This is a genomic window from Alphaproteobacteria bacterium SS10 (assembly GCA_019192455.1).
In the GTDB taxonomy this organism is placed as follows: domain Bacteria; phylum Pseudomonadota; class Alphaproteobacteria; order TMED2; family TMED2; genus TMED2.
In genome coordinates this window covers 271,638-298,093 of the sequence record JAHCML010000004.1, presented here as the reverse complement: position 1 = coordinate 298,093, position 26,456 = coordinate 271,638, and the positions used below count along the sequence as shown (strand labels likewise).

The following is a 26,456-nucleotide window of genomic DNA, read 5'->3' as shown; positions in this document are numbered from 1 at the left end:
CTGGTTGTTGTTCAGATCGCCAGTGATCGTGTCATTGAAGCCAGAGCCAATGGCATGCTCAATGTTATGCAAGGTGTCTTCGTCACCATCCTCGTTGGTGCTCTTATTCGCACTGAAGTTGATATTGACGCCACCGTTACGGTTAGCAGCGGTTATCCAATCGGCGCCACCCTCGCCGTCACGGTAATCACCGCCATTGTTGCCAATGTAGAAGGTGTCGCTACCATCACCGCCATAGAAGGTTTCACTGATGTTGTTGGCACTCCAGAACACATCGCCAGAGGCCGTGCCGTAAACGATATCAATACCGGAGACATAGGTGCTGTCACCACCTGACTGAAAAATCCGTTCCCAAAGCTGGACCGTTACGCCATGGGTCAGTCCACTGGCATCAACCGCGTCACTACCGCTGCCGCCATCGATTGTGTCGGTACCCGACGTGAGGAAGAACACGTCATCGCCACCATGGCCGACAAGTTCATTGTCACCAGCATCACCTGAGATGATGTCGCCATAGATACTGCCATCAACATCCTCAAAGCCGATTAGAGTGTCGACGATACCTGTCGTATCGCTAATAAGAACTGCCGTCCCCGCCGCTAGGTCGATGTCATTACCGGCAGATCCATTTGCCACAAGCAAGTCACGATAGGCACCATCACCGCCAGCACGATAATCACCGCCATTTTTGCTGATGTAGAAGGTGTCGCTGCCATCACCGCCATAGAAGGTGTCATTGATGTTATTGGCGCTCCAGAACACATCGCCAGAGGCCGTGCCATAAACGATCTCAATGCCGGTGATGTCGTTATCATAGCCCCCCGTTCCGAACACACTGTTCCATAGATGAACCGTCACACCATGGGTCAGCCCGCTGGCATCAATCGCGTCAATACCGCTGCCGCCGTTGATGGTGTCTCCGCCATCGCTGCTTAAGTAGAATAGGTCGGCGCCGCCGCCGCCGGTCAGCGTATCGGCACCATCCCCACCGTCTAGGGTATCAGCACCATCGCCACCTAAGAGCTGATCATTGCCGTCACCGCCGTAAACGAGGTCGTTGCCCAAAGCGCCGTAGAGCAGGTCCGCACCAAGATTGCCATAGATGGTGTCATTACCATTACCACCATCAATACTGTCGGCACCGTCAGCACCGGATAACACGTCATCACCCAACTGTCCGAGGATCAGGTTATCGCCATCTGTTACCGTAATCGTGTCGGCCCCATCCCCACCATCAAGATAGGTAGCGCCGCCCGCCACAACATCGATCAGATCATCACCAGATGTGCCCGCCAAAACCCCAGAGAAGCTTATGAAAGTACCGCTGAACATAGGATCAGCGGTTTCCTCCATTGGGCTGTTGGCAACAAAATTGCCAATGATTGAGAAGCTGGTGCTGTTACCGCCTTCGGTTAACGTGACCGTAGTAATGCCGTTGCTGTATACGGTGTTGATATTGCTGTCTGTGACGCCGAACTGATCGACCAACAACAGCTGATCATCCGCCCCAAGCCCTTCAATCGTGTCAGCTTCAAGGTGGGCCACATCCTCAGCGGCAAACAGATCATCACCACCGCCCAGATAGATCAGATCCGCGCCAGCGCCGCCAATCAGGGCGTCATTGCCAGCACCACCAACCAACGTGTCATTGCCTGCCTCGCCGAGGATAAAGTCTTCACCATCCCCACCATCGAGCACATCGTCACCAGCTGCGCCATAGATGAAGTCTTCGCCATCCTCACCATAGAGAATGTCATCGCCACCCGCGCCGAAGATGCTGTCATTCCCCCCCTTGCCATAAATGGCCCAATCTTCATTCGTCGTTGCCTCTAGGCTATCGGCATTGGATGTGCCAGCAAGGTTTGGCCCACCCAAGCTCAGCAATATGGCTGTTCCCTCACCAGGTTCGACGACTGTCTCCTGAACGGAGAATTCACCGCGAATGAAGATGTCGGCAGAGCCTGATGCACTGCTTAATGATAGGGTGGTGTAAGTGCCATCAAAGCTAGTGGTGATGCCAGTTAGATCCAGATCGAAAACGCCTGCGACGCCGATCTGTTCGATAACGACGCCACCAGCGATCTCAATGTCCTCGATGTAGTCACCGTCAAGCTCAGCATAGGTGCCAACGAAGAAGTCATTGCCATCACCGCCAAAGAGCGTGTCAGCGCCAGTCCCGCCGAAGAGCTCATCATCACCGTCGAAGCCATAGAGAAGATCTGCGCCGCCACCGCCCAGCAGCTCATCGTCTCGATCAGCACCAGCTAAGGTGTCAGCGCCATCCAGCCCGTAGATCACCCATTGCAATGAATCAAATGTGTTGGTCAGCTGATCCGCATCACCGGTGCCGATGATCGTCTCGGTAAAGCTACCCAAACCGCCCGCGGCGGCGACCAGATCAAAGGTTGTGCCGACACCGGCAACCTCCACCGGCGTTGCCCCAAGTACCAAACCGAAGTCCAAGGTAATGGTTTTGGTACCAGACGGCGTATCGAAGGTGATGTTGGTATTGTCGCCGACATACTCGATAGATAAACCATCAGCCGTCAGCCCAAACAGGCCCTCAACGGTAAGCGAGGCCTGAGAGCCAAAGTTCTTAACGAAATCACCATCGATTTCATCAAGAGTACCGCCAATGGCCTCATCACCCGCGAGACCGATGATCGTGTCAGACCCCAAGCCACCGCGCAGGGTATCACCGCCATCCGATCCATAGATCAGGTCATCGCCGTCACCACCATCGATGAGGTTGCCACCACCGGCATTACCCGCATAAATCGTGTCATTACCATCCCCGCCAAACAGCGTGGACTGGCCGTTGCTGATCGCCTCCATCCGGATGAAATCATCGCCCTTCAGGCCATAGATTTCATACTGGTCGCCCTCAACAATGACTGTATCGGAGCCAGCACCGACAAACAGGTCAATTGCTGTTGGTGAGCCCGCGCCATTATGCTCAATCTCAATATAATCATCGCCCGAGCCGACGACGACAGATCCGCCATCGGGATTAACGATGGTGAGATGATTGTCGCCTTCGCCTAAATCAAAATCGAGGTCGACATCACTCTCAACATTTGGATTACCAACAAAAACCGTATCTGCCCCATCACCGGTCAATATTGAGTTCGGGATGCCATCGACGGTTATGCTGTTATCGCCGTTGGTACCAATGATGGTAGAATTCGTGGCGCCAATGTTAACAGTGCTATCAGTTTCATCACTCAACCCACCCAGATCAATATAGGCCACGGCGACATTAAACGGGGTTGAACCGAAAGTGACGGTGTCGCTACCGCTACCGCCATAGAATTCGATCGACGAGGCATCTTCCGCAGGGAATAACTCCAGGAAATCATCGCCAGAATAGCCGTAGACAATCGCATTATCGAAGCCGCTGCCACCGATAGTGTCGGCACCATCACCGGCAAACACCAGGGCTTGTGCGCCGCTCCAGAACAAATTATTGGCGCCAGCCCCAGTGGCATATATCTCAACTGAAGAGGCAAAAGCAGACACCTCATCATCACCAGCATTAGCGTAGACTATCGCTGTAACGGCACTACCGCTGATCAACACTGTGTCGTTGTCATCGCCACCCGCAACGGTCGTACTAGCATCGACAAGAACATAACCATCTGCATTGCTGACCTGGATGGAATCATCGCCGTGGCCACCGATGATGGTCCCTGCCCCCCCGGACACACCGATGCTGTCGTCATCAGGGATGAGTAAATCATCGGCATCATTGGTTGGAATTGATGCATCAATGTAGAAATCACCTGACGCGTGGGAAATCGTATCGCTACCGGCGCCCGTTCGAATATCGGCAAACTGGCCACGTGTAATAACGTGGTCATCGGCAATGTCGTCGCCCGCCACATCAACACGAACGGCCGCCGCATCATCACCACGGGCGTCAATCGTATCGGCACCATTGCCGCCAGCGATGGTGACGGCTGAACCCCCGGTAATGGAGACGTTTACAAAGTCGCCAAGATCATCAGGTGGCTCAGGGGTGACCGTGTCGCCCTCGACCGGGGTTGTCGTAACATCAATAAGGATGTCGCCAACCCCACCCTGGACTGTATCCGCCCCACCGCCAGCAAGGATCGTTGCATTGCCACCAGAGATATTGATGTAATCATGGGCATGATCGTCATTCGACCCGACCACATCAATATGCAAAGGCCCGGAGCTTCTTGTTGCATCTTCACCAGATGCAATGACTGAGTCCGCACCCTCCCCCCCCAGGATGGTAGCCGCATTGGCGTTACTGTCTATAAGGTCATCACCAACACCAGTACGGACCAAAACTGATCCTGACGCCTCAAACTTGACGGTATCGTCGCCAAAGATTTGATCCTCGACATCGATGAGCAGATCACCAGATTCAACCGCTTGAATACTATCCGCCCCCTCGCCACCAATAATCGTTGCGGCGGAGGAGAAGGATAGGCTGATCGTATCACCGGCCGTGTCGTTACCACCGGCATTAATCACGGCGGTTTCAATACTCCCCGTGATTAGGTCGCCATCGTTACCGGAGGTGATGGTCGCACTTACCGCCCGAACATCAATAACATCATCGTCAAAAGAGCCGGGATCGCCGCCTTCGGTGTTAAGCGTAACACTACCTGCAAAGCCGGACCCTCTTTCGGGTAAATCAATGCGCCCCCATACGGTGACGCTGTCCGCACCGGCACCGGTCTTGATATCGACCGATCCTTCAACATCAGCACTAACCGTGTCATCCCCCGATACGACATCCTCAACATCAATGACAAAGTCATCACCGCGCACCTGAATGGAGTCTGATCCCTCCCCCCCAAGAATGGTGGCCGTATCCGCGGTTACATGGGCGAAATCGCGGCTATCATCAGACCCAGCGATATCAATGGTGAAGACGGTCCCATCTGCCCGAATAGTGTCTGAACCATCCCCAGCCTCAATGGTGCCGCTGCCTGAGAAGACCCGAACGGAATCATTGCCAGCGTCAGTTCCCGCCACATCAATTGAGAAGGCACCCTTGTTCAGGTCGACATAATCATCGCCATCGCCACCAACAATTGTCCCCTGGCTAGGTATGTTGGTTGCACCTAGGGAAAGGATGGTATCGGCGTCATCACCAGTGTTGACCGTGAAAACAAGCGGTGATGTCTGGGCTTGAAGTTGCTGCCCATCAACCCGGACATAGTCATCGCCCCCACCGGTCGTCACATCAACAAAATCAGCCTGGTCGGCAATCACGGTGTCGGCAAAGTCATCTTGACCGGCATCAATCGTGAAGTTCGCCCCATTGACCAGAATGTAATCAACGCCGTCGCCGGTATTGATGGTGGCATTGCTCAAAACACTAGCACTTGACCAGACCGAGACAACATCCGCACCAGCATCTGTTGTGCCGGTGTTGATGATGAAATCACCGCGGGAGGCACTAATGAAATCATCACCAGCACCACTCTCGATGGTGGCATCACCAGCAAGGATAGAGTCAGCGGCGAAATTAATCGTGTCATCGCCATCACCGGTTAAGATATCGGCATGCTGCGTGTTACTTGTGATTTTGTCGTCGCCACCTAAAGCGGTGATCGTGGCACGCTCGGCGTTAATGGTGACAACATCGGCATTGTCATCATTACCAAGATCGATGAAGAAGTTACCGTCGTTGCTATTGACATTGATATGGTCAGTGCTGGCACCACCGACAACGGTATCGGTGCCTGACCCACCCGTCTTGATAATGTTAACATTATTGAAGTTTTCAGCTGCCCCCGTCACATCAACGAAGAACTGTCCATCGCCTTGCAGGGTAATGTGATCGTCACCTTCCCCCCCGGTAACAGTAACGTTGCCAGTGATGGCACTTGCATCAAGAGTATCCGAGCCCTCACCGAGACTGATGTCCAAGCGATTGCCCGAAGCAGTAACGAGATCATTGCCGGCACCAGCGTCAACCAAATGGCCATCACCAGTCGCCAAACCCAGGTTAATGGTATCAGCACCATCACCCATGGTAATGTCGCTTGCGCCCTCGCCGACAGATACGTGGTTTGCGTCGTCCGCAGCACCCGTATCGGTGATAGTATGATCGCCATCGCCAGCGGAGATTGTGTCGGAGCCTATGGCGGTGCTGATCGTGCTGTTGCCCGCCCCAATATCGATCCGATTATTACCACCGCTATCAGTGATGGACGCATCACCCATACCGGCTGAAATGGTGTCGTCACCCTCACCCGTTTCTACTGTGGCGTTGCCGATACCGACACTGATGTCATTATTGCCACCGGTATCAGTAACCGACCCATCCGCGGTGCCAGCTACACTGATTTCATCATACCCATCACCGGCATTGATACTGTAGGACGTCACAGAGTTTAGGCTGACTGAATTATGCCCACCACCGGCATCCACGGTCGCCATACTGGACCCCGACACCGTAATCTTGTCATGCCCACTGCCGGTATTGACCTGGCCATTACCCGACGCATTCAACGAGATGAAGAAATCGGTGCTTAAGGAGCCACCCTCAACAGTCACATTACTGCCGGAGGCACTAACCTTCTCGAAGTTCTGGAACTGATTGACCAGGTCCACCTGTGTCACATTGTTGGTGGTCAACAGGTCATAGTCATTCCCGCCATCGGCCTGATCACCGCTATCGGCAACAATCGTGTCACGACCATCGCCGCCATTCACCGTGTCATTGCCACCATCGCCGTCAAGATAGTCTGCATGGTCACCACCATCTAGACTGTCATTACCGCTACCGCCATCAAGGTTGTCCCGGCCGTCACCACCTTTCAGGGTATCTTGTCCACCGCCGCCATTTAGATCGTCAAATCCAGATTCCCCATTCAGGATATCGTTATTGTTGCCACCATTAAGTTGATCCTGACCGCTGCCACCGGACAGCGTGTTGTTGCCTGCCACGCCATGAAGCGTGTCATTACCAGTTCCACCAACAAGTACATCGTTGCCTTGGTCGCCACTAACAACATCGCTCCCGGGACCACCATCGAGTTGATCGTTGCCATCGCCACCGTTGATGTTGTCGTTACCACCAAGCCCATTGAGAACATCATTCAACTGATAACCGTCAATAGTATCGCGATCGCTAGTTCCATCGATGTTGTCGGCCACGGGGGAGCCGGGAAAATTATCCGGCCCCTCACCATCAGGATTGATGTTGTCCCCCTTGAAGAATTTGCCGCCGCTGCCAGCCGCGCCCCCACCGCTATCGGGAGACACGGTCGATTGAAACGGCGTTGTCGTGATGCCGAGACCGACGACGCTATCAGCAATAAAGGCATTGTCCCCGGCGCCAAAAATGGCACGCCCGTCGATCAGGGTTATCGCTGTACTGCCGGTGGCGTTTGAATGATAGCTGCCATCCTCTTGTTCAGTCAGCTCAGTGACCTCAGCGCCGTCAATGAACAGCGTGCCGCCAGATCCAAATACAGCTACATCCGATAGTCCTGCATAAACAGCGGTGCCACTCGTGACGTAGAACACGTCCGAACCGGCATCGCCGTAGATCACGCCATTCGCGCCACCATACAGGGTGTCATCACCATCCCCGCCATAGAGCACGGTGACAAAATCGCTGTCGGAGGGATCCGTTAGAACATCATCATCAGCGTCACCATAGACAACGCTGTTGCCCTGGCCAGCCTCGATTGTGTCGTTGCCGGCGCCACCGTAGATACCATCATTACCACCGCCGCCTGAGATAACGTCATCGCCGCCATCACCATACATAATATCGGCGGCGTCATTTCCCCTTATGTCTTCAATACCTTCGTCACCGAAATACGTGAGAGCACCATTAGGACCGATAAGTATTTCAAAGTTAACAAACTGTATAGTTTTGTCGCCGACGGTTAATAACCCCGTACCCTTGTTGAAATTAACGTCAAATTCATTGCCAATTCCGGATATATCGAGAGTATCAACTCCATTTAAACCATTAAAAAACCCAAAAGTCCCAGATGCAATACCATCTAAAAATGACAAATCAGAGATGATCACATCATCATTTTTATTACTCAACTCATAGATTCTAAATCCAAAAGCCTGGTCTTGATCATTATTTGATTTTGAAACAATGCCAGAGCCAAAATTTACTGACACAGAATAATCATTATTGACATATGATATTCTCGATTCATTATTGATTATATCAAGAACATTATCTGGCCTTCCGCCATAGAATACATCATTGCCCCCACTCCCAAAAATAACATCTCCAATAACATCAGCCCCTCCCCCGTATATAACATTATCATTACTATCCCCCGTTATAAAATCATCGAACCTCGATCCAACAACATTTTCTACTTTTTCAAATTCAATGGATGTATCGTTATAAAGAAACTTTTCATCGCTCAAATCAAAGCTGATACTTGAGTCATAAATCTCACCAAAAACTACTGTGTCAGTAGAAAAAGCATGCCCCCAAAATTTATCATCTCCGAAACTGTCTACGACAAAATAATCATTCCCCCCCCCACCAGTGAGCTGATCAGATCCGCTAGATTCAAACGGGCCCAGACCATCCCCTATTAGAGTGTCAGACCCAGCACCACCTTTAATTTCATCATCTCCCTCACCTCCGATTAGGACATTGCCCCCACCATCGCCAATAATGGTATCGTTGCCGGCCTCACCATCGACATTTTCCCAGAAAAAAATATCGGCATTTAGGAAAGAGTTATTGATGCCTGGCTTCAATTCGGAAACTTTTATCAACTCATTTGTTGAAGTTGAAAAAGACGTGATGGTGTTTTCTACCGACAACTGCAGGGATAGCCCTATAGATTGGCTACCACTAATTGGAAAAGAAACGCCAACATCATTCTCAAGCCCGAATACTATTTGGCCATTGTCTGTGGGTGTTTCATTCTCATATCGCAGTGTTAGAACGCTGTCTAAGTTGATTGAGTTCAAAATAGTATTTGAAATCCCCGCATAAACTTTTCCATCCAATTCCAGCAATTCTATAAATTCAATATCAGGCAAAGTTTCAATAAATTGACTGACTTCGATCGTGTCCGGCAAAATCAATTCAATACCAACTTGAGCGCCGACTTGAATTACAGGGCTTCCTTTCTTAATCTGAAACTCAATAGAAATAGTCTCAGGTAAAATCAGCGAAGCGAGAATAGATTCATCTACTGTTATTATCGGAGAGCCCATCACCCCGAATGTATCAATCGAAAATACTTCTGTTACTCTTGAAATATCAAACTCTCCAGCAACTTTTACGCCCGGGAATGGTGTATACGTAAAATCTAATTGTGGCTGTAGATCAGTTTGGAATTCCCCTGAAAGAAAGTCGAAGGTTGTAATTTCCAACCTATCGAAGAACCTTGATATAGTTAGTGAATTTAAATCCAGCATACTCAAAGCCTCTTGATAAACTGGTCTAATTTACGGGGCACACCACCGAATACTAATACGTTCGAGCCATGCATCAGACGACACCCCATCATGCTCAGCCATTTCCGCAGATGGATTGAATACTGGAGGCCTCGGCCCTACTCCACCATCTTGCTCCCACTTTCGATTGTTGAAGCGGCAGTCGGCAACGACACGATCTGGCTCAAAACATATCGATTGACAAATGAAGTCAAATCCAGCGGTCAGTTCATTTAGTGTGCTCGTTAGCCGAGCTCTGTCACTTTCAGAAAGGCTTCTTGCTGCCTCATAACCAACCAGCTGAATGTGAAAATTCCCCGTATCAATAATATTATAGGAAGTAGCTTTTTCTATATTTAATTTAAATACTCTACGGTATTGAACATAGTCTTTGCCATTGAATATCTGACTAAATTCATCATACTCTGATTTATTGAATATTTCTAAATTTGGATCTAACCAATTTATACGCACTTCCTTTTTTGTTAAAAAATTTAAATCTTCGCTAGCATTTGCTGGAAAAAAATTAAATGAAATTATGGCTGTAAAAATAAAAAAGCAGATTGAGAATATTATTGACATCATATCTAAAACCATCAACTTTAATTTACTTCAAGTAACATTGTGAATTAATGAGCGGTTGAAAAGCCTCATAAGACAGCTCTGGTTCCTTGGCCATAATATTATGCACATAAATTAAGGTGTCATCATCCTCGGCAAGCACCTGTTCCTGGGCACTCCTCTTTGAATACCGACAAGCAGCAATAACTCTGTTTGTATGCAAGCACCGTGCATGGCAGACTAGCTCATGATCCATGGTTAAGCGCGTCAATAAATTCTTCAGCCGCTCTTCCTCGGATCTGGATAGGGTACTTATTGGGGCATAGTTGATAAGCTCAACATCGAAAGACCCAACATCCAATGTATTGTATGATTTTACTGATTTTACATTTACAACAAATGATTTGAAGAAACCTAATGCGTTATTTTGAATGGCCTTTTCTTCATAGTAATTAAGCTCTTCAGGATCTATGAAGCTAACACTCGGAGATGCCCATAAAGACAAATCAACACTGGGCCCCTCAACTAAGGAATGGTTTAGGGTTTCCGCTCGGGTGCTCAAAACCGCAAAACAACATATTGAGGCTAGGGCACAGGCCGAAATTCTCAGTGTCGATTGCCAGCGCACAGAAGGAGCTACCTTTGGGGGAAATTTAACGTTGATACGCACATTAGATTCATTTCCTGGATCATAAAATAGTAAGAAATATGGCACCTGGCAACTCCGAAGAAGTTGGTAGGTTAAGGTCTGGCTCTGTAGGCGTTCGGGAGCATGTCCGCCGTTAGCGTCTGTACCTTGCCTAGATCTTCATCCGAGATGAAAACACAGACTGATCCCTGCAATGACAGGTGGCATGAACCGCGATGATCTGAGCCCCTTCATCGGTAAGGACCTAGATACGAGCTATTGCGTGACGTTGATCATCACATGATCACAGAATCCATTGATATGGCCAGTTACCACAAACTGGACTGCCACGCGAAAGCCTTTACGCGTAAGGAGCCGATAACCTTGGCTGATATCGGGAACGGTCCGTGGATCGTGCCGATTCTGAGCTCCTATGTTCCGCTCTAGGAGACTCCGAAACTCAAGGACTTCACGTCAAAGCACAAAGAACTGTTGTCGCCTCAACTTCCGAAAGCGATCGTCCGACTCTCGAATCCTGAGGACAGCTCGATCTCACCATGCGCACCCTTTGACAGTCCAAAAAGACGACCGATTATCGGAACCGGTACCGATAAAATCGGAACCCAGATCTTCCCCCATGAAACTGGAAACATGTCACGGCAAATTTACCCGTATTTGGAGCCCTTCAGAGGGACCCAAAGCCAAAATCTTGAGTAAATATAATTGGAAACATCACCCTTTTTTATCTTTTGCGGGAGGGCTTGGGTGTTTGCGGGAGGTTTACGGGAGGGTTTCAGTTTCTAGTGGCAAAAAAAAATACAAACTTATCAATTGGTTAATTATGATCGCGGGAGGAATGGGAGTAATGGGAGTGTTGTTTAGATAAAGTCTCACACGCAGGCACAGGCAGGTGCGCACATATATGAAGGGTTGCGAGAACCCTCCCGTTCCTCCCATTCCTCCCGTAAAATTCGATAAACAGCTGACTTTTAATGATAAATACAAAAACGAAAAAACGGCGAACCCTCCCGTAAACCTCCCGTAAATGCTCTAAACTCTCCCATGAATCGACATTTGGGCTCAACTTCTGAAGAAAAATTCATCTAAAATCCGGCTAATTACCCCCAAAATTCGCGTTTTAACCATATATCCGCGAAGAAATATTGAAGACTTTTAAGTCTATACTCTAACCTCAAAATTCCAGCAACTTTTTTGCTTGACTGGTTACGGAAAAAACTTGATCTTGGGGCCCAACGGTTAAGTGCGTCTGGACTAAACTGACAACGTGCGACGCAGCTCGATTAGTTTTCGAGAGACTTAGAGCAGCAGCCGATCCATCAATAAAATAGAGACAGCTAGTAGATCACGCACCGGCCCTGGTCTGGTGCTTCACTGCGCGACATGCATGTCAGCAGGGTTCTATCTGTGCCAAGGGGCAAGGGAGTTTTCGTTATGAAAAAAGACGAAATTCTTCCTTTGTCGTTACCCCCAAGAGGGCTCACCAGGCGGCAAGCCGCCGCCTATATCGGCATTGGCACCACAAAATTTGACGAGCTTGTGAAGGATGGCCGCATGCCAAAACCGTTGAAAATTGACGGCAGTGTACGCTGGGATCGCTTCAAGATTGACGAGGGATTCGAGAGTTTGTCAGACTCTGGAGGTAACCCATGGGACAGATAGGACACCCCGCCTTGGGCAAAGTTAATCTGAAATATGTGAATAGCTACCGTGATCGACACGGCAAGTGGCGTTACAGATTTCGCCGTAGAGGCTTCAAGACGGTTCCTCTTCCGCCGCCCACCGACCCGGACTTTTTTGCAGCCTATCACAACGCCCTAAGCGGCACAGAGCACAAAACAGCCCAGCCTAAAAGCCTCGCAGACTATCCACGCAGTACATTTGGCTGGCTGCTGTACCAGTATTTCCAAAGCCATGAGTTCAAAAGGCTAGCGCCACACACGCGGCGCAGCAGACGTAACATGCTCGATAACATTGAGGGCCTTGAAAATCCCTTCAATCAACTACGCCCACGTCACATTCGCACATGGAGAGACGAGCGACAAAGAACACCGTCTATGGCCAATCGCCTGATCAAAACTCTCCGGGCTTTGTTCGTTTGGGCCATGGAAAATGATCTAGCGGAGGAAAATCCAGCACGGGATGTGAAGCTATTGAAGATGAACGGCAGCGGTTTCCATACATGGACGAACGAGGAACGAGCTCAGTTTGAACGACACCATAAGCCTGGCACAAAAGCTCGTCTGGCCTATCAACTGTTACTGGACACTGCTTGCCGCCGTCAGGACGTGATTATGCTAGGTTGGCAACATGTCAAAGATGGCTGGATTGATTTCCGACAGAAGAAGACGGGTGCCAGAGTTGAGGCTCCAATCACAGCTGATCTCAATGCAGAAATCAGTCAAACGAAAGGCCAGCTGACTTTCCTCCTAACGACTCACGGAAAGCCATTCACCCATGCTGGGTTTGGGAATTGGTTCAAGAAGCAATGCCGTGAGGCTGGACTACCGGAGAACTGTTCCGCTCACGGCCTTAGAAAGGCATCTGCAAAGCGAATAGGCGATGCTGGGGGCACAACGTTGGAGATCGCTAGCATTACGGGCCATAAATCCCTCCGCGAGCTAGAGACTTATGTCAGGGACTATTCACGACGAAAGTCTGCCGGACGCGCTGCGGAGAAAGTTCAAAAAGAGAACCAATGTGACTAACCGACCGGATTAGGTTAGTCACAAAACGGCTACTTTCTTTATTTTTCAATGATATAAAAACAGGTTGGTGGGCCCGGAGGGACTTGAACCCCCGACCAAACCGTTATGAGCGGTCCGCTCTAACCAGCTGAGCTACAGGCCCCACCGTTGCCCTGTGTAGCGAATGATGAGGCTGCGGAAAAGCGGTTTGCGACAGTGGCTTTTCCAAGCGATCTAGTAACGGAATATGCTATCGCTCTTGGCGCTCGCCATCCGGCACTTTTTCACACTGCTTCTGCCAATCAATGACTGACGATCAATCATCCGCAACGCCAAAGGATGCCCCGGCGCAGCCTAGCGGGGACGAACAAGATCTGGTCATCAAGCTAATGCCGGTGGCGTTTGTCCCGCTTTGGGCGACTGGGTTCATCGGCGCAAAATACGGCCTGCCCTACGCCGAACCCTTTACCTTCCTTAGCCTGCGATATGCCTTTGTCATTGGCTTGGTCTGCTTAGCTATCCTATGGCTCAAGCCATCCCGGCTGGGGCGCGCCGAGATTGGCGCCAGCCTAACCATCGGCATTCTGACCCATGCCGGTTATCTGGGCGCTGTCTTCTGGGCCATCAGCATCGGCCTGTCTGCAGGGATTGCCGCAATCATTGTCGGCCTACAGCCCATCGCGACGGCGCTTCTAGCGGGTATGTTTCTGAAAGAGCGTATTGGCAAACGGCAATGGGCTGGCCTCGGGCTCGGACTTCTTGGGGTTATTGCTGTGCTTCTGCCGGGGCTTCAGGCGGGCGTTGTTGAGGGCATTAACCTCACCGGTGTTCTGGCCTGCATCTTCGGTCTGTTTGCGATCACCCTCGGCACCCTAGTTCAGAGAGCGAAGGCCCAGAACGTGCCCCTGTGGTCTGGCGCCTTCTATCAATATGTGGGCGCACTGCTCGCTACCCTGCCCTTCGCCATTTTACTCGAAACGAACGAGGTCACCTGGACGGGCGAGTTCGTCTTCGCGCTGCTCTGGCTAAGCGTGGTGCTGTCAATCGGTGCAATCAGCCTGTTGGTGCTGATGCTTCGCCATGGTGCTGCATCCAAAGTGGCGACACAGTTCTACCTGGTGCCACCGGTCACGGCGATTATCGCCTACCTCATGTTTGATGAGCAGATGACGGTCATTCAGCTGCTCGGCATGGCGGTGGCGGCAGCTGGCGTTTGGCTTGCGACCAGACGGCGGAAAGCGTGAGCTAAACTGGTATCGATCAGTAGGTCGGCAGCTGCGCGGCAACGCCCAGTAAGGCTGCCAGCATCACGAGCACCATCCCATAGGCGGTAATCATCGCAAAGGCGCCCAGCACCCCACCAATCACCGAGATGCCGCCAGCCTCCTTAATCAGCTCACGCTTCTGTTCATCACCAATCGACATCTGCTCAATGGCATAGATCTGTCGAAAGGCTCGGTTGAGATACATGCTTTTGCCAAGCAGCGCGCCAATGAATGGAACGGCACCAAAGGTGTTGGCGAAGATCACGGGGGAGATGTTGACCAACAGAAATGGCCCGCCCATCAGAACCAAGGCCAGCAACCACATCCGGCGATAGATGAACCAAGCCAGGGTGAAGAAGAAGGCTGGGAACGACCAGGAGATGAGCATGGTGCTGCGCCGCCTCACCATTCGCTTATAGGTTCCGGCATAGGGCTTTGGATTTGGCCCGACATAGACCAGAAGCCAATCAGCCATCCGATCGCTGAAGACGTAATCTTTGAAGGCCAGCTCTTTATAGGTATTCGACGCGCCCGCGTTGCCGGTCTGGTTGGTTGCTGGGTGCGTCCGTGCCTCTGGCTTTGGGTCATCAAGCTCGGCTAGCGGATCAAAATCACCGACCGGTGGATCGTCGGGCAGATCATCGACCAAGACACCGCCGCTGCCATCACGGCCTAGCCCCCCGCGATCCGCTGGGGCCCCCGCATTTGAATCACCCCCATCGTCACTTTGTCCGACAGCCTCACGCTGGAACCCGGGCAAGGTCGCTTTTTGATCAGATTTTGCGTCGTCTTGGGGATCGATGGCCATGTCAGCCGCCTAGCTTCAATCTATTGCAGAACAGGAAGTTAGCACCCGTGTGGATGGTCGCCACCCCTTATTCACTGATTTGTGCACCAACAGTCACCGCCCATCCTCTAACGCCAAGCTGGCAAATTCATGACAGCATCAGTGCTGGGCCAATCAGATTGGCAGCATTCGGTCGGCGAGAAGCGACAAGAACCGGCCAGACAAAACAACCGCCGCCCAACGAATTAGCGGCAAAGGAGCAAAAGCCAGATCAGGGAGTGATCGCCATGTTGCAGGACCTAAAGCCGGAAACCGCCGGCTATATCATCGTAAGGATGCGAAGCTTCGGGGATGAAGATGAACCGCTTGAGGGCTTTGGAGACAGTGCACGCCGCAGCTTCGACCCAAGCGATGAAGAGGTATCGATGCTGCTCGATCGCCCTCTTACCATGCCGCTAGACGATGAAGTCTCTGACGCAATTGGCGGCCTCTCCGTTGATGAGCAATGCGAGTTAATCGCCCTCGCTTGGGTCGGGCGGGGTGATTACACACCCGCCGAATGGCGCGCAGCTCTTAGGGATGCCAAGCATCGCTGGAACCGTCGCACACCGGCCTACCTAACTGGAATGACCATGCTGGCCGATTACCTGGAAGAAGGGCTGTCAGTAATGGATTACGATTTGGAAGCGGCAGAATTCGGCCGATAAGCAAATCGCCGATCGACGGATAATTGATCCCGATCAAGGCCGGGGCCCATCGAGCCTGCCATGCTGATCACCGTTACAGCGTCATTGCCCTGATTACCTCAGCTGCGATGACAAAAAGCTTGGCGGAGAAAGATCATGCTGCAGAACCTAAAACCGGAAGAGGCCGGTTTCGTCATCGTCAAAATGCGTGCCTCTGAGGAGCAGGTGGAGCTCGACCGTGCCACCCATGATGGTTTCGTTCCCCATGCTGAGGATGCCGCCTTGCTCGCCGATGAGAAGGTGACCGCCGCCGATGATGAAGAGCTAACCGGCGCGATCGATACACTCTCAATGGAAGCGCAGTGCGAGTTGGTCGCTCTCGCCTGGCTTGGCCGTGGTGACTACACCGCCAATGATTTCCCCCAGGCTGTTACTGATGCCAAGGCCAGATGGAACCCGCGCACGGCAGCCTATCTGGGCGGTATGGCGATGCTGGCCGATTATCTGGAAGAGGGCTTGAGCAGCCTTGAATACGATTTAGAGGCGGCCGAGAACGGCAGTTAAACGGCTGGCATTACGGATTACAGTTTTCCTCCAACTAAAAAGCGCGGCACCCAGCAGGGTCCGCGCTTCTTTTTTTGGTTGGCTATGAGGGCAAGTTTTACGTGTCGAGGAAGCTGCGTAGCTTACGGCTCCGGCTTGGGTGCTTAAGCTTGCGCAGGGCCTTCGCCTCAATCTGACGAATACGCTCCCGGGTCACCGAGAATTGCTGGCCAACTTCTTCAAGCGTGTGGTCGGTATTCATACCGATACCAAAGCGCATCCGAAGCACCCGCTCTTCCCGTGGGGTGAGCGAGGCCAGAACCCGAGTGGTGCTTTCCCGTAGGTTGGAGTGGATCGCCGCATCCAGTGGAATGACAGCGTTCTTATCCTCAATGAAGTCGCCCAGATGGCTATCTTCCTCATCACCGATTGGGGTTTCGAGGGAGATCGGCTCCTTAGCGATCTTCAGAACCTTACGAACCTTCTCCAGCGGCATGCCGAGACGTTCGGCCAGCTCTTCCGGCTGTGGTTCGCGGCCAATCTCATGGAGCATCTGGCGCGAGGTACGGATGATCTTATTGATCGTCTCAATCATGTGCACCGGAATACGAATGGTCCGGGCTTGGTCGGCGATCGAACGGGTGATCGCCTGCCTGATCCACCAGGTGGCATAGGTCGAGAACTTATAACCGCGGCGATACTCAAACTTATCGACCGCCTTCATCAGGCCGATATTCCCTTCCTGGATGAGGTCGAGGAATTGCAGGCCACGGTTCGTGTACTTCTTGGCAATCGAGATCACAAGGCGGAGGTTGGCTTCAACCATCTCCTTCTTCGCCTTCGCGGCCTCCCGTGCGCCTTTCTGCACGGTGGTTGAGATGCGACGGAAATCGCTGATCGGTAGGCCGAAATCATCGGCAATCTCTTCGGCACGCGCCTGGGTCTTATGGACCAGCTCTTCATGCTTGGTGGTAAAGCGCTTCCAACCACGGCCGGTTAGGACGCTCACCCGCTCAAAGAACTTCGGATCAAGCTCGGCGTTGTAATAATGCTTGAGGAAATCTTCGCGCTTCACCTTTGCATCGACGGCAGAGCGAAGCATCTTGCCCTCAACCTGCATCAACGCCTTCTGCATGTTGGAGAGCTGCTCAAACAGCTCTTCAAGGCGGGCATTGTTCAGGCGGACAGTTTTCAACTTATCCGTCAGGTCGGTGTTCAGCTCTTCATACTGCTTACGAAGCTTCTCATCCGCCTCAACGCCATCTTTCGACGACTGCAGGAGCGCTTCCTGCATATGGGCGACTTTTGAGTACTTCTTTGCAATCTCTTCGAAGACTTCCATCACCTGTGGGCGCAGGGCCTCTTCCAGGGCAGCAAGGGACATTTGCCCCTCTTCGTCTTCATCTTCCTCAGTATCCGGGGTGTCGGACGTCTCATCGACGTTCTCGACATCCTCATCGGGCTCCTCGTCCTCTTCATCTTCGTCGGACTTAGCTTCAGCCTTGTCGTCCTCGGCTTTATCGTCCTCTGGCTTCTCTTCCTCTTCCTCCTCGACATTGCCGCGGAGGTGGATGGCTGCATCACCATCATCGTTCGGATCTGGGATACCGCCATAGGTGGCTTCCAGATCAACGATTTCACGCAGAAGGATTTCTTCGCTTTGGAGGGCGTCGTACCAGCGGGTGACGGCCAGCAAGGTCAGCGGGCTCTCACAGATGCCGCCGATCATCATCTCGCGACCAGCTTCGATCCGCTTCGCAATCGCGATCTCGCCTTCACGGCTTAGCAGCTCAACCGAGCCCATTTCGCGCAGATACATGCGCACGGGATCGTCGGTGCGGCCAACATCGTCATCATTGATGTTGCCGGAGGCACGCTTCTTATCGTCCTCATCGTCATCATCATTGGAGTTGGCAGCTTTATCGCCTTCGGGCTCTTCCTGCTCTTCGTTTTCAACAACGTTGATGCCCATCTCGCTGAGCATGGACATCGTGTCTTCGATTTGTTCGGAAGAGTACTGATCGGCTGGCAGGGCGGCGTTCAGCTCATCATAGGTGATGTAGCCCTTCTCCTTGCCCTTCGCGATCATCTTCTTAACCGCCTGACCGACATTGTCGATCATGGGCTGATCGCCGCTATCCTCGCCTTTTTTGGCTGCTTTATCAGACGTTTTGGTGGCTGCTTTAGTGGCCATGCCGCTCGCTATCCTCAAAAATCACCGGTGCTCACTAATCCGCAAAGCCCGGGAATCTGCTCTAACCATCTAGGGGCGCATTGAACTCGTCAGCCCAAGCAGCCCCGCTTTTCGAGGCCGCGAAAGGCCCCCAATCTCTAGTCCCACACCCCAGTAAAATGGTGCGATTACCGCAACCGCTTCCATATGAGGAGCCGGGATGAAAATCGCACGGGTTAATCTTCCCGCATTCTTACATGGGGGTTGACATAGCGCATGAAACGAAAATTTTCAGCCCTTGAGACGATATTTTCCCAACTTTTTCCGCCATTGGCGGCTTTTTCTAACCATCTGCGTCCTGGTTAGAGCCCTGAGAGCTGCCAACAAGCACGGTTTTGGCATCAACCATCGCTTGGTTCAAGGACTGCCAGCGGTCCAATCCTTCGGTCGGTTCGCTGTCTTTTGCGGCATCCCCGGCCAGTGCCCGCGCGGCCTCACCAAGCTCTGAGGCAACTGATTGCGCATGCAGGCTGGCAAGGGTTTCTCTGAGACCCGCCTTGGCGGTTGAGAGCGGCGTACCAGGGCGGGCAAAAGCCACGAACTCAATCCCCTGACCACTCGCGAGCCTGCCTAAGGCGCCGGCTAAACCAGCGGACGTGGCTGCTTGCTGAAGCGCCTCACCATCGATCTCATGATCACCGGACCAAACATCGATAATCAGGTCACGCAGCGCGGCAAACTCAGGATCGGCGAAGGGTAACTCACACACCTCATCATGATAGGTGTCGATGAGGGGCGGGTGGTTCATCACGGTCTTCAGCACCAGGCGCAAACCAAGTGGGGTTGCAGCCGCCATCCGCTTAGGCTTCACCGCCGGTTCAAACCGGCCACCACGTTGCTGTTTCGGCCGCTGCGATTGCCGCTGCTGATAATTGGCGTCGCGCAGGCGGCCCTGCAGTTCTTGGCGATAGAAACCGCGCAGATCTTCATGGGCAATGGCACCAACCCGGCGGTCGATAGCCGCGCGCAGCCCGGCCCAGCTCTCCGGTGTGTTTAAGCTCCGCTCAGCGATCTCAAGCTGCCAAACCTTATCGACTAGGCTCTCCGCTGCTTCCAAACAGGCCATGAGCTGCTGTTTGCCACCCGATTTAAGCAGGCTATCGGGATCTTCACCGGGTGGCATGGTGGCAAAGCGAACGGTTTTATCCGGTGCCAGATGAGGCAGCACCCGCTCCACCGCCCGGAATGCGGCTCGCTGGCCAGCATTATCACCATCGAAACAAAGGATGGGCGCCGCACCGCCAGTGCCAGCAATGCGCCAAGCCTCGGCGACCTGATCCTCGGTCAGGGCTGTGCCCAGCGGCGCCACGGCACCGCCAAAGCCAGCGCGGACCAGGGCGATCACATCCATGTAGCCCTCAACCACGATCACTGTGTGCCCCTTGGCCGAGGCAGAGCGGGCGCCATCCATGTGATAGAGCAGCTTACTCTTATGGAAGAGCGGGGTATCGGGGGAGTTTAGATATTTGGGCCCATCGCCGTTCAACAAACGGCCGCCAAATGCCACTACCCGGCCACGTCGGTCTGCAACTGGAAACAGCAACCGGTCGGAGAAGAATGAGAATGGATCCCGATCACCATAATCTGAGCGTTTGATCAGCCCAGCCTCAACCATCAGATCATCGCTATAGCCCTGGCCTGCGAGGGTCTTGCGTAAGGCTTGGCGGTCTGAGGGCGCATAGCCTAGGCGGAACTGTACAACCGCCGCTGCATCGAGCCCACGCCCTTCAATATACTCGCGAGCCTGGCGACCTTCCGGCCCGGCCAGGCTGCGCTGAAAGAACTGACAGGCAGCTTCACAAACATCGTGCAGGGTCTTCGCGCGTTCCGCCCGCTCAGCCTGCTCACGTGTCGGCTTAGGCACATCAAGGCCAGCCTGACCGGCTAAGGCCTCAACCGCCTCAGGGAAGGACAAGCCCTCCACATCCATAACAAAGCTGATGATGTCGCCATGCTTCCCGCTGGAGAAGCAGTGATAGAACTGCTTCTGATCATTAACGGTGAAGGATGGGCTCCGCTCCTTATTGAACGGGCTTAGGCCAATGAACTCTCGCCCCTGCCGCTTCAACTGCACATGACGGCCCACCACCTGACTGACTGGCAGACGGTGTCGAAGCTCATCAAGGAATTCGGGCGTGAAACTCATGTCGCCATTGTTAGGCGATCAGACGCGCAGCACCTAGCATGCCGACGGTTTTCCGGGCGCGAAGCACAGAAAACCTCGGATAAGCGGGTGCATGGCTTGTGGATAAATCGGCTGGACACCGACTCGGGTGCTTATGCAGCCCCTGCGAGTCGCTGTTTGACCAGTTGGCTCGCCTTGCCGAAATCAACCTGACCGGCATAACGGGACTTAAGCAGGCCCATGGCCTTGCCCATATCCTTAATTGAAGCAGCGCTGATCTCGGTCAGCACGCCCTCAACAATGGTGTTGAGCTCATCGCCCTCGATCTGCTTAGGCAGGAAGCCCTGGATGATCGCAACCTCACCCCGCTCCTGCTCAGCAAGTTCGCAGCGGCCACCCTGCTCATAGAGAGAGATGCTCTCCTGGCGCTGCTTAATCATACTCTGCAGCATGGATAGGATCTCATCGTCATTGATGCCGTCGAGTTGCCCCTTGGTGCGGGCGGCAACGTCGCGGTCCTTTAGCGCAGCCAGGATTAGGCGCAGCGTGGAAACAGCCGTCTTTTCTTTAGCCTTCATGGCTTCTTTCAGGCCTTGGGCGAATTGATCACGCAGTGTCTCAGCCATGGAATCAGTATCCGTTAGTCTCTCGGTTATCGGGCGGTGTCGCGGGACGCTCGGTGGACAAATCAGCCCGTATTTGGCACCGCAACAATCGTCAAGTTACATGCTAATCCGTTGGATTCAAGGGGAACCGCCCCTGCCCTGCGCGGGGCGCATGGGCGTGATGGGATAATTGGCTGAAGTTTCACTAGCCAGAGGGGGGCGAACCGATTACTTTCCCGGCTTCGGGTTGTCAGGGCACCGAAAAACCGGTCCGCCCACCGACAGAACCTACGCGGAATTCAGCCATTCTGGTGCTTTTAGAGCCGCGTCGTGAAACTGAGACCCGAGGGCCTTTCCAGCTATGACGATGACGCCTACCACAGGCCGTCCAACCGGCGCCGATGCGGCACTGGTGCTTGATGATGGCAGCATTTTCTGGGGCCGTGGACTGGGGCAACCCGGCGATACGGTCGGTGAAATCTGCTTCAACACCAGCCTTACCGGCTATCAAGAGATCCTGACCGACCCCTCTTATGCGGGCCAGATCATCACCTTTACCTTCCCCCATATCGGGAATGTGGGTGCCAATTTAGAAGATCTGGAAACCACCACCCCAGCAGCGCGCGGCCTGATCTTGCGCGCCGACATCACCGAGCCATCCAACTGGCGCGCCAGCCGCGGCCTGGATGACTGGCTTAAATCAAACGACCTAACCGGTATTGCTGGGATTGATACCCGCCGCCTGACCCGCCGCCTGCGCGATCATGGTGCCGCAAAGGGTGTGATCGGCTTCGGCCCCGACCTCGATATCGATGCTCTCATCGCCAAGGCGAAGGAATGGCCGGGCCTCAAAGGCATGGACCTCGCCAAGGACGTCACCTGCCGCCAAACCCATCATTGGACCGAAACCCCTTGGGTGCTGGGTGAAGGTTATGGTGAGCAGACCGCCCCGGTCCGCAAAGTTGTCGCCATCGATTACGGCGCTAAGCGAAACATCCTGCGCATGCTTGCCGGCCATGGTTGTGACGTTACCGTGGTGCCCGCCACCGCCAGTGCTGAGGATGTGCTGAGCCATAATCCGGACGGCATCTTCCTCTCCAACGGTCCTGGCGATCCTGCGGCCACCGGCACCTATGCCGTGCCAACGCTGCAAACCCTGATCGCGACCGGCAAACCAATCTTTGGCATCTGCCTTGGCCACCAGTTGCTGGCCCTCGCCCTCGGCGGTAAGACCGAGAAGATGCACCATGGCCATCGCGGCGGTAATCACCCCGTTAAGGATATGACCACTGGTAAGGTTGAGATCACCAGCCAGAACCATGGCTTCTGTGTGATGCCTGACAGCCTGCCCGATGGCGTGGCGCCCAGCCATGTCAGCCTATTCGATGGCAGCAATGAAGGGTTGTCGGTCAGCGGGAAGCCAATCTTCTCCGTCCAGTATCACCCTGAAGCCTCACCAGGCCCCCATGACAGCCACTATCTGTTCCAGCGCTTCATGGACAATATCGACGCCAGCAAATCAGCCTCTAACGCCGCGTAAGTCACTATGCCCAAACGTACAGACATCAAATCCATCGCCATCATCGGCGCTGGGCCGATCGTGATCGGCCAGGCCTGTGAGTTCGACTATTCCGGTGCCCAGGCTTGTAAGGCCCTGCGTGAAGAGGGGTATCGGGTGATCCTGATCAACTCGAACCCCGCCACGATCATGACCGACCCGGGCATGGCCGATGCGACCTATATCGAGCCAATTACCCCGGATGCTGTTGCCGCCATCCTGGAGAAGGAAAAGCCCGATGCGCTGCTCCCGACCATGGGCGGCCAAACGGCGTTGAATACATCGCTGGCACTCGCCGAGCAGGGCGTGTTGGAAGATCTGGGCATTGAACTCATCGGCGCGAACCGTGAGGCAATTGAGAAGGCTGAGGATCGCCTAAAGTTCCGTGAGGCGATGAGCAAGATCGGCCTTGAATCCCCGCGCAGTGCGGTTGTCCACTCCCTGGAGGAAGCCCTCAACGCGCTTGAGGATGTGGGCCTGCCGGCCATTATCCGCCCAAGCTTTACCCTTGGCGGCACCGGCGGTGGCATTGCCTATAACAAGGCAGAGTTCGTCGACATCGTCTCCTCCGGCCTACGCGCATCTCGGGTGGGTGAGGTACTGGTCGAGGAAAGTGTCCTAGGCTGGAAAGAGTATGAGATGGAGGTGGTCCGCGACCATGCGGATAACTGCATCATCATCTGCTCGATTGAGAATGTGGACCCGATGGGCATCCATACCGGTGACAGCATCACCGTAGCCCCGGCCCTGACCCTGACCGATAAAGAATACCAGCTGATGCGGAACGCCTCCCTCGCCTGCCTGCGCGAGATTGGGGTGGATACCGGTGGCTCCAACGTCCAGTTCGCCGTCAATCCGAAGAATGGCCGGATGGTGGTGATTGAGATGAACCCAAGGGTTAGCCGCTCCTCCGCCCTGGCGTCTAAGGCAACCGGCTTCCCGATTGCCAAGGTCGCAGCCAAGCTGGCGGTTGGCTACACGCTGGATGAGTTGGATAACGACATCACCGGTGGTGCGACCCCGGCAAGCTTTGAGCCGACCATCGATTATGTGGTCACTAAAATTCCACGCTTTGCCTTTGAGAAGTTCAAAGGCGCTGATCCATATCTGACCACGGCCATGAAGTCGGTTGGTGAGGTTATGGCGATTGGCCGTACCTTCGCTGAGAGCTTCCAGAAGGCCCTGCGCGGCATGGAAACCGGCCTTAGTGGCCTCGATGAGTATCAGTTTGAGCTGAATAATGGTGAGACCGAGCCATCGGAAACCACGATGCGAGGCGCCCTGGGCCGTGCCGTTCCGGACCGCCTGCTAATCGTCGCCCAAGCCATGCGCCATGGCATGAGCATCGAAGACATTCACGAGATCACCAGCTACGACCTCTGGTTCCTGCGCCAGATTGAAGACATCGTCCATGCGGAGGCCGAGCTTAAGAAGAACGGCCTGCCAAAGACCCCTGAAGAATGGATGCGGATCAAAAAGCTCGGCTTTGCAGACGGTAAGATCGGGGAGCTAACCGGCAATACTGAGCTGTTCACCGCCGATGCCCGGATCGATCAGAAGGTACTACCCGTCTTCAAGCGCATCGATACCTGCGCGGCTGAGTTCCCGTCCCCAACGCCATATCTCTACGCCTGTTATGAGGGCGACGGGATTAACCCGGCCGAGTGTGAGGCAGAGCCCTCCGACCGCAAGAAGGTTGTTATCCTGGGCGGTGGTCCGAACCGGATCGGCCAAGGGATTGAGTTCGACTATTGCTGTGTTCATGCCGTGATGGCCTGCCGTGAGGCGGGGCATGAGACGATCATGATCAACTGTAATCCTGAGACCGTCTCCACCGATTACGACACGGCTGATCGCCTCTATTTCGAGCCACTGACGGCTGAGAATGTGATCGACATTGTCCGGCGTGAGCAAAGCAATGGCGAAGTATTGGGCGTTATCGTGCAGCTAGGCGGCCAAACCCCGCTTAAGCTTGCCGAGGAACTGCTGGAAGCAAAGATTCCAATCCTGGGCACCTCCCCCGATGCCATCGACCTAGCAGAGGATCGTGAGCGGTTCCAAAAGCTGTTGCAGCAACTGGACTTACGCCAACCCTCTAACGGTGTTGCCCGCTCGCTTGAAGAAGCTGAAGCGGTTGCCGAAGATGTGGGCTTCCCGCTGGTCATCCGCCCATCATACGTCCTGGGCGGCCGGGCGATGGAGATTGTCCACGATATGGCCGGCCTGCGCCGTTATATCGAAACCGCGGTGCAAGTGTCTGGCGACAATCCGGTTTTGATCGATGGCTACCTTCAGGGTGCCGTTGAGGTCGATGTGGACGCGCTCGCCGATAAGGACACCGTCTTCATCGCCGGGATTATGGAACACATTGAGGAAGCGGGCATCCACTCTGGCGATAGCGCCTGTGCCCTACCGCCGCATTCCCTGTCCGAACATGTGCTGGATGAGATCAAGCGCCAGACTGAGAAGCTTGCGAAGGCGCTCAACGTCGTCGGCCTGATGAACGTTCAGTACGCGATCAAGGATGAAACAGTGTACCTGCTTGAGGTGAACCCACGGGCATCGCGTACCGTACCGTTTGTTGCCAAGGCGACCGGTGTGCCAATTGCCAAGATTGCTGCCCGTATTATGGCGGGTGAGAGCCTGGCTAGCTTCGAGCTTAAAGAGAAAAAGCTTGGCCATACCGCAGTGAAGGAAGCCGTCTTCCCGTTCAATCGCTTCCCAGGTGTCGATGTCATCCTGGGCCCAGAGATGAAGTCCACCGGTGAGGTCATGGGCCTCGACCGCGATTTCGGTCTGGCATTTGCCAAGTCTCAACTGGGCGCCGGCGTTACCCTGCCTCAAGAGGGCAAGGTGTTCGTCTCGGTTAAGGATGAAGATAAAGCGGCAGTGATCGATCTCGCTAAGGATCTGAATGATCTGGGCTTTGAGGTGATCGGCACCCGCGGCACCGCCAAGTTCCTGAGCGAGAACGGGGTTGAGGTCGGCACGATCAACAAGGTGATTGAGGGCCAGCCCCATATCGTCGACGCCATGATCGATGGTCAGATTGCGTTGGTCTTCAACACCACAGAAGGCCGCCAAGCAATTTCGGACAGCTTTAGCTTGCGACGTACGGCGCTGGTCAATAACATTCCGTATTACACGACTGTCGCAGGTGCCCGTGCGGCCGTGGCGGCCATCGCCGCGCTACGCCGGGGTGACATGAGCGTCGACCCGCTGCAGTCGTATCTTCAGGGAGCCTATTAGACCCCCACAACCTATCCGTTGCCCAGCCGGGTGCGGATAAGGCCGCGAGAGCTTTTGGTCATTGCCCGTTTCGGCAGATCAACGGACCCCG

Annotated in this window: 14 protein-coding genes and 1 tRNA gene; 7 read left to right on the top strand and 8 right to left on the bottom strand. The window is 53.7% G+C overall.

The genetic code is table 11. The features are described 5' to 3' along the window. From KI792_08885 to KI792_08875, 3 genes are all read right to left on the bottom strand, one after another. A partial coding sequence (locus tag KI792_08885) for a hypothetical protein (protein MBV6633132.1) occupies nt 1-8,733 on the bottom strand: 8,733 nt, incomplete at its 3' end. 699 nt (nt 8,734-9,432) lie between these two features. Continuing rightward, nucleotides 9,433-10,017: a hypothetical protein gene (locus tag KI792_08880; protein MBV6633131.1), complete on the bottom strand. Its 585-nt coding sequence runs from the start codon at nt 10,015-10,017 to the stop codon at nt 9,433-9,435. Nucleotides 10,018-10,027: 10 nt separating this feature from the next. Beyond that, nucleotides 10,028-10,696, bottom strand: coding sequence for a hypothetical protein (locus KI792_08875; GenBank protein ID MBV6633130.1), 669 nt, complete (start codon nt 10,694-10,696; stop codon nt 10,028-10,030). Nucleotides 10,697-12,061: 1,365 nt separating this feature from the next. Here KI792_08875 and KI792_08870 point away from each other — a divergent pair. Next, nucleotides 12,062-12,289 carry a hypothetical protein gene (locus KI792_08870; GenBank protein ID MBV6633129.1) on the top strand — a complete coding sequence of 76 codons (228 nt, stop codon included), beginning with the start codon at nt 12,062-12,064 and terminating at the stop codon, nt 12,287-12,289. Nucleotides 12,290-12,300: 11 nt separating this feature from the next. Then, nucleotides 12,301-13,335, top strand: a complete 1,035-nt coding sequence (locus tag KI792_08865) for a tyrosine-type recombinase/integrase (protein MBV6633128.1) — start codon at nt 12,301-12,303, stop codon at nt 13,333-13,335. A 65-nt stretch (nt 13,336-13,400) separates the two neighbouring features. Here the strand turns inward: KI792_08865 and KI792_08860 are convergent. Beyond that, nucleotides 13,401-13,477: transfer RNA gene (locus KI792_08860), tRNA-Ile, on the bottom strand. A gap of 226 nt (nt 13,478-13,703) precedes the next feature. Here KI792_08860 and KI792_08855 point away from each other — a divergent pair. Then, nucleotides 13,704-14,558 (top strand): DMT family transporter, encoded by an 855-nt coding sequence (locus KI792_08855; protein ID MBV6633127.1) that lies wholly within the window; start codon nt 13,704-13,706, stop codon nt 14,556-14,558. Between the two features lie 16 nt (nt 14,559-14,574). Here KI792_08855 and KI792_08850 read toward each other — a convergent pair whose 3' ends face one another. Further along, nucleotides 14,575-15,387, bottom strand: coding sequence for a DUF2628 domain-containing protein (locus KI792_08850; protein ID MBV6633126.1), 813 nt, complete (start codon nt 15,385-15,387; stop codon nt 14,575-14,577). A gap of 266 nt (nt 15,388-15,653) precedes the next feature. Between KI792_08850 and KI792_08845 the strand changes: the two genes are divergently transcribed. Both KI792_08845 and KI792_08840 read left to right on the top strand, forming a co-directional pair. Beyond that, nucleotides 15,654-16,073, top strand: a complete 420-nt coding sequence (locus tag KI792_08845; protein ID MBV6633125.1) for a DUF3775 domain-containing protein — start codon at nt 15,654-15,656, stop codon at nt 16,071-16,073. A 135-nt stretch (nt 16,074-16,208) separates the two neighbouring features. After that, the gene (locus tag KI792_08840) at nt 16,209-16,616 is read left to right on the top strand and encodes a DUF3775 domain-containing protein (GenBank protein ID MBV6633124.1); all 408 of its coding nucleotides are present in this window, start codon (nt 16,209-16,211) and stop codon (nt 16,614-16,616) included. Between the two features lie 97 nt (nt 16,617-16,713). Here the strand turns inward: KI792_08840 and rpoD are convergent, their stop codons facing one another. The 3 genes from rpoD to KI792_08825 form a co-directional block, all read right to left on the bottom strand. After that, nucleotides 16,714-18,789 carry an RNA polymerase sigma factor RpoD gene (gene rpoD, locus KI792_08835; protein MBV6633123.1) on the bottom strand — a complete coding sequence of 692 codons (2,076 nt, stop codon included), beginning with the start codon at nt 18,787-18,789 and terminating at the stop codon, nt 16,714-16,716. Nucleotides 18,790-19,111: 322 nt separating this feature from the next. Further along, on the bottom strand, nt 19,112-20,974 hold the full coding sequence (dnaG, locus tag KI792_08830; protein MBV6633122.1) for a DNA primase: 1,863 nt from the start codon (nt 20,972-20,974) through the stop codon (nt 19,112-19,114). Between the two features lie 131 nt (nt 20,975-21,105). Continuing rightward, nucleotides 21,106-21,579, bottom strand: a complete 474-nt coding sequence (locus KI792_08825; protein ID MBV6633121.1) for a GatB/YqeY domain-containing protein — start codon at nt 21,577-21,579, stop codon at nt 21,106-21,108. A gap of 346 nt (nt 21,580-21,925) precedes the next feature. On the opposite strand from KI792_08825, the gene carA reads away from it, so the two are divergent. Further along, nucleotides 21,926-23,098, top strand: a complete 1,173-nt coding sequence (gene carA / locus KI792_08820; GenBank protein MBV6633120.1) for a glutamine-hydrolyzing carbamoyl-phosphate synthase small subunit — start codon at nt 21,926-21,928, stop codon at nt 23,096-23,098. A 6-nt stretch (nt 23,099-23,104) separates the two neighbouring features. Beyond that, the gene (gene carB / locus KI792_08815; GenBank protein MBV6633119.1) at nt 23,105-26,365 is read left to right on the top strand and encodes a carbamoyl-phosphate synthase large subunit; all 3,261 of its coding nucleotides are present in this window, start codon (nt 23,105-23,107) and stop codon (nt 26,363-26,365) included. Nucleotides 26,366-26,456 lie beyond the last annotated feature (91 nt).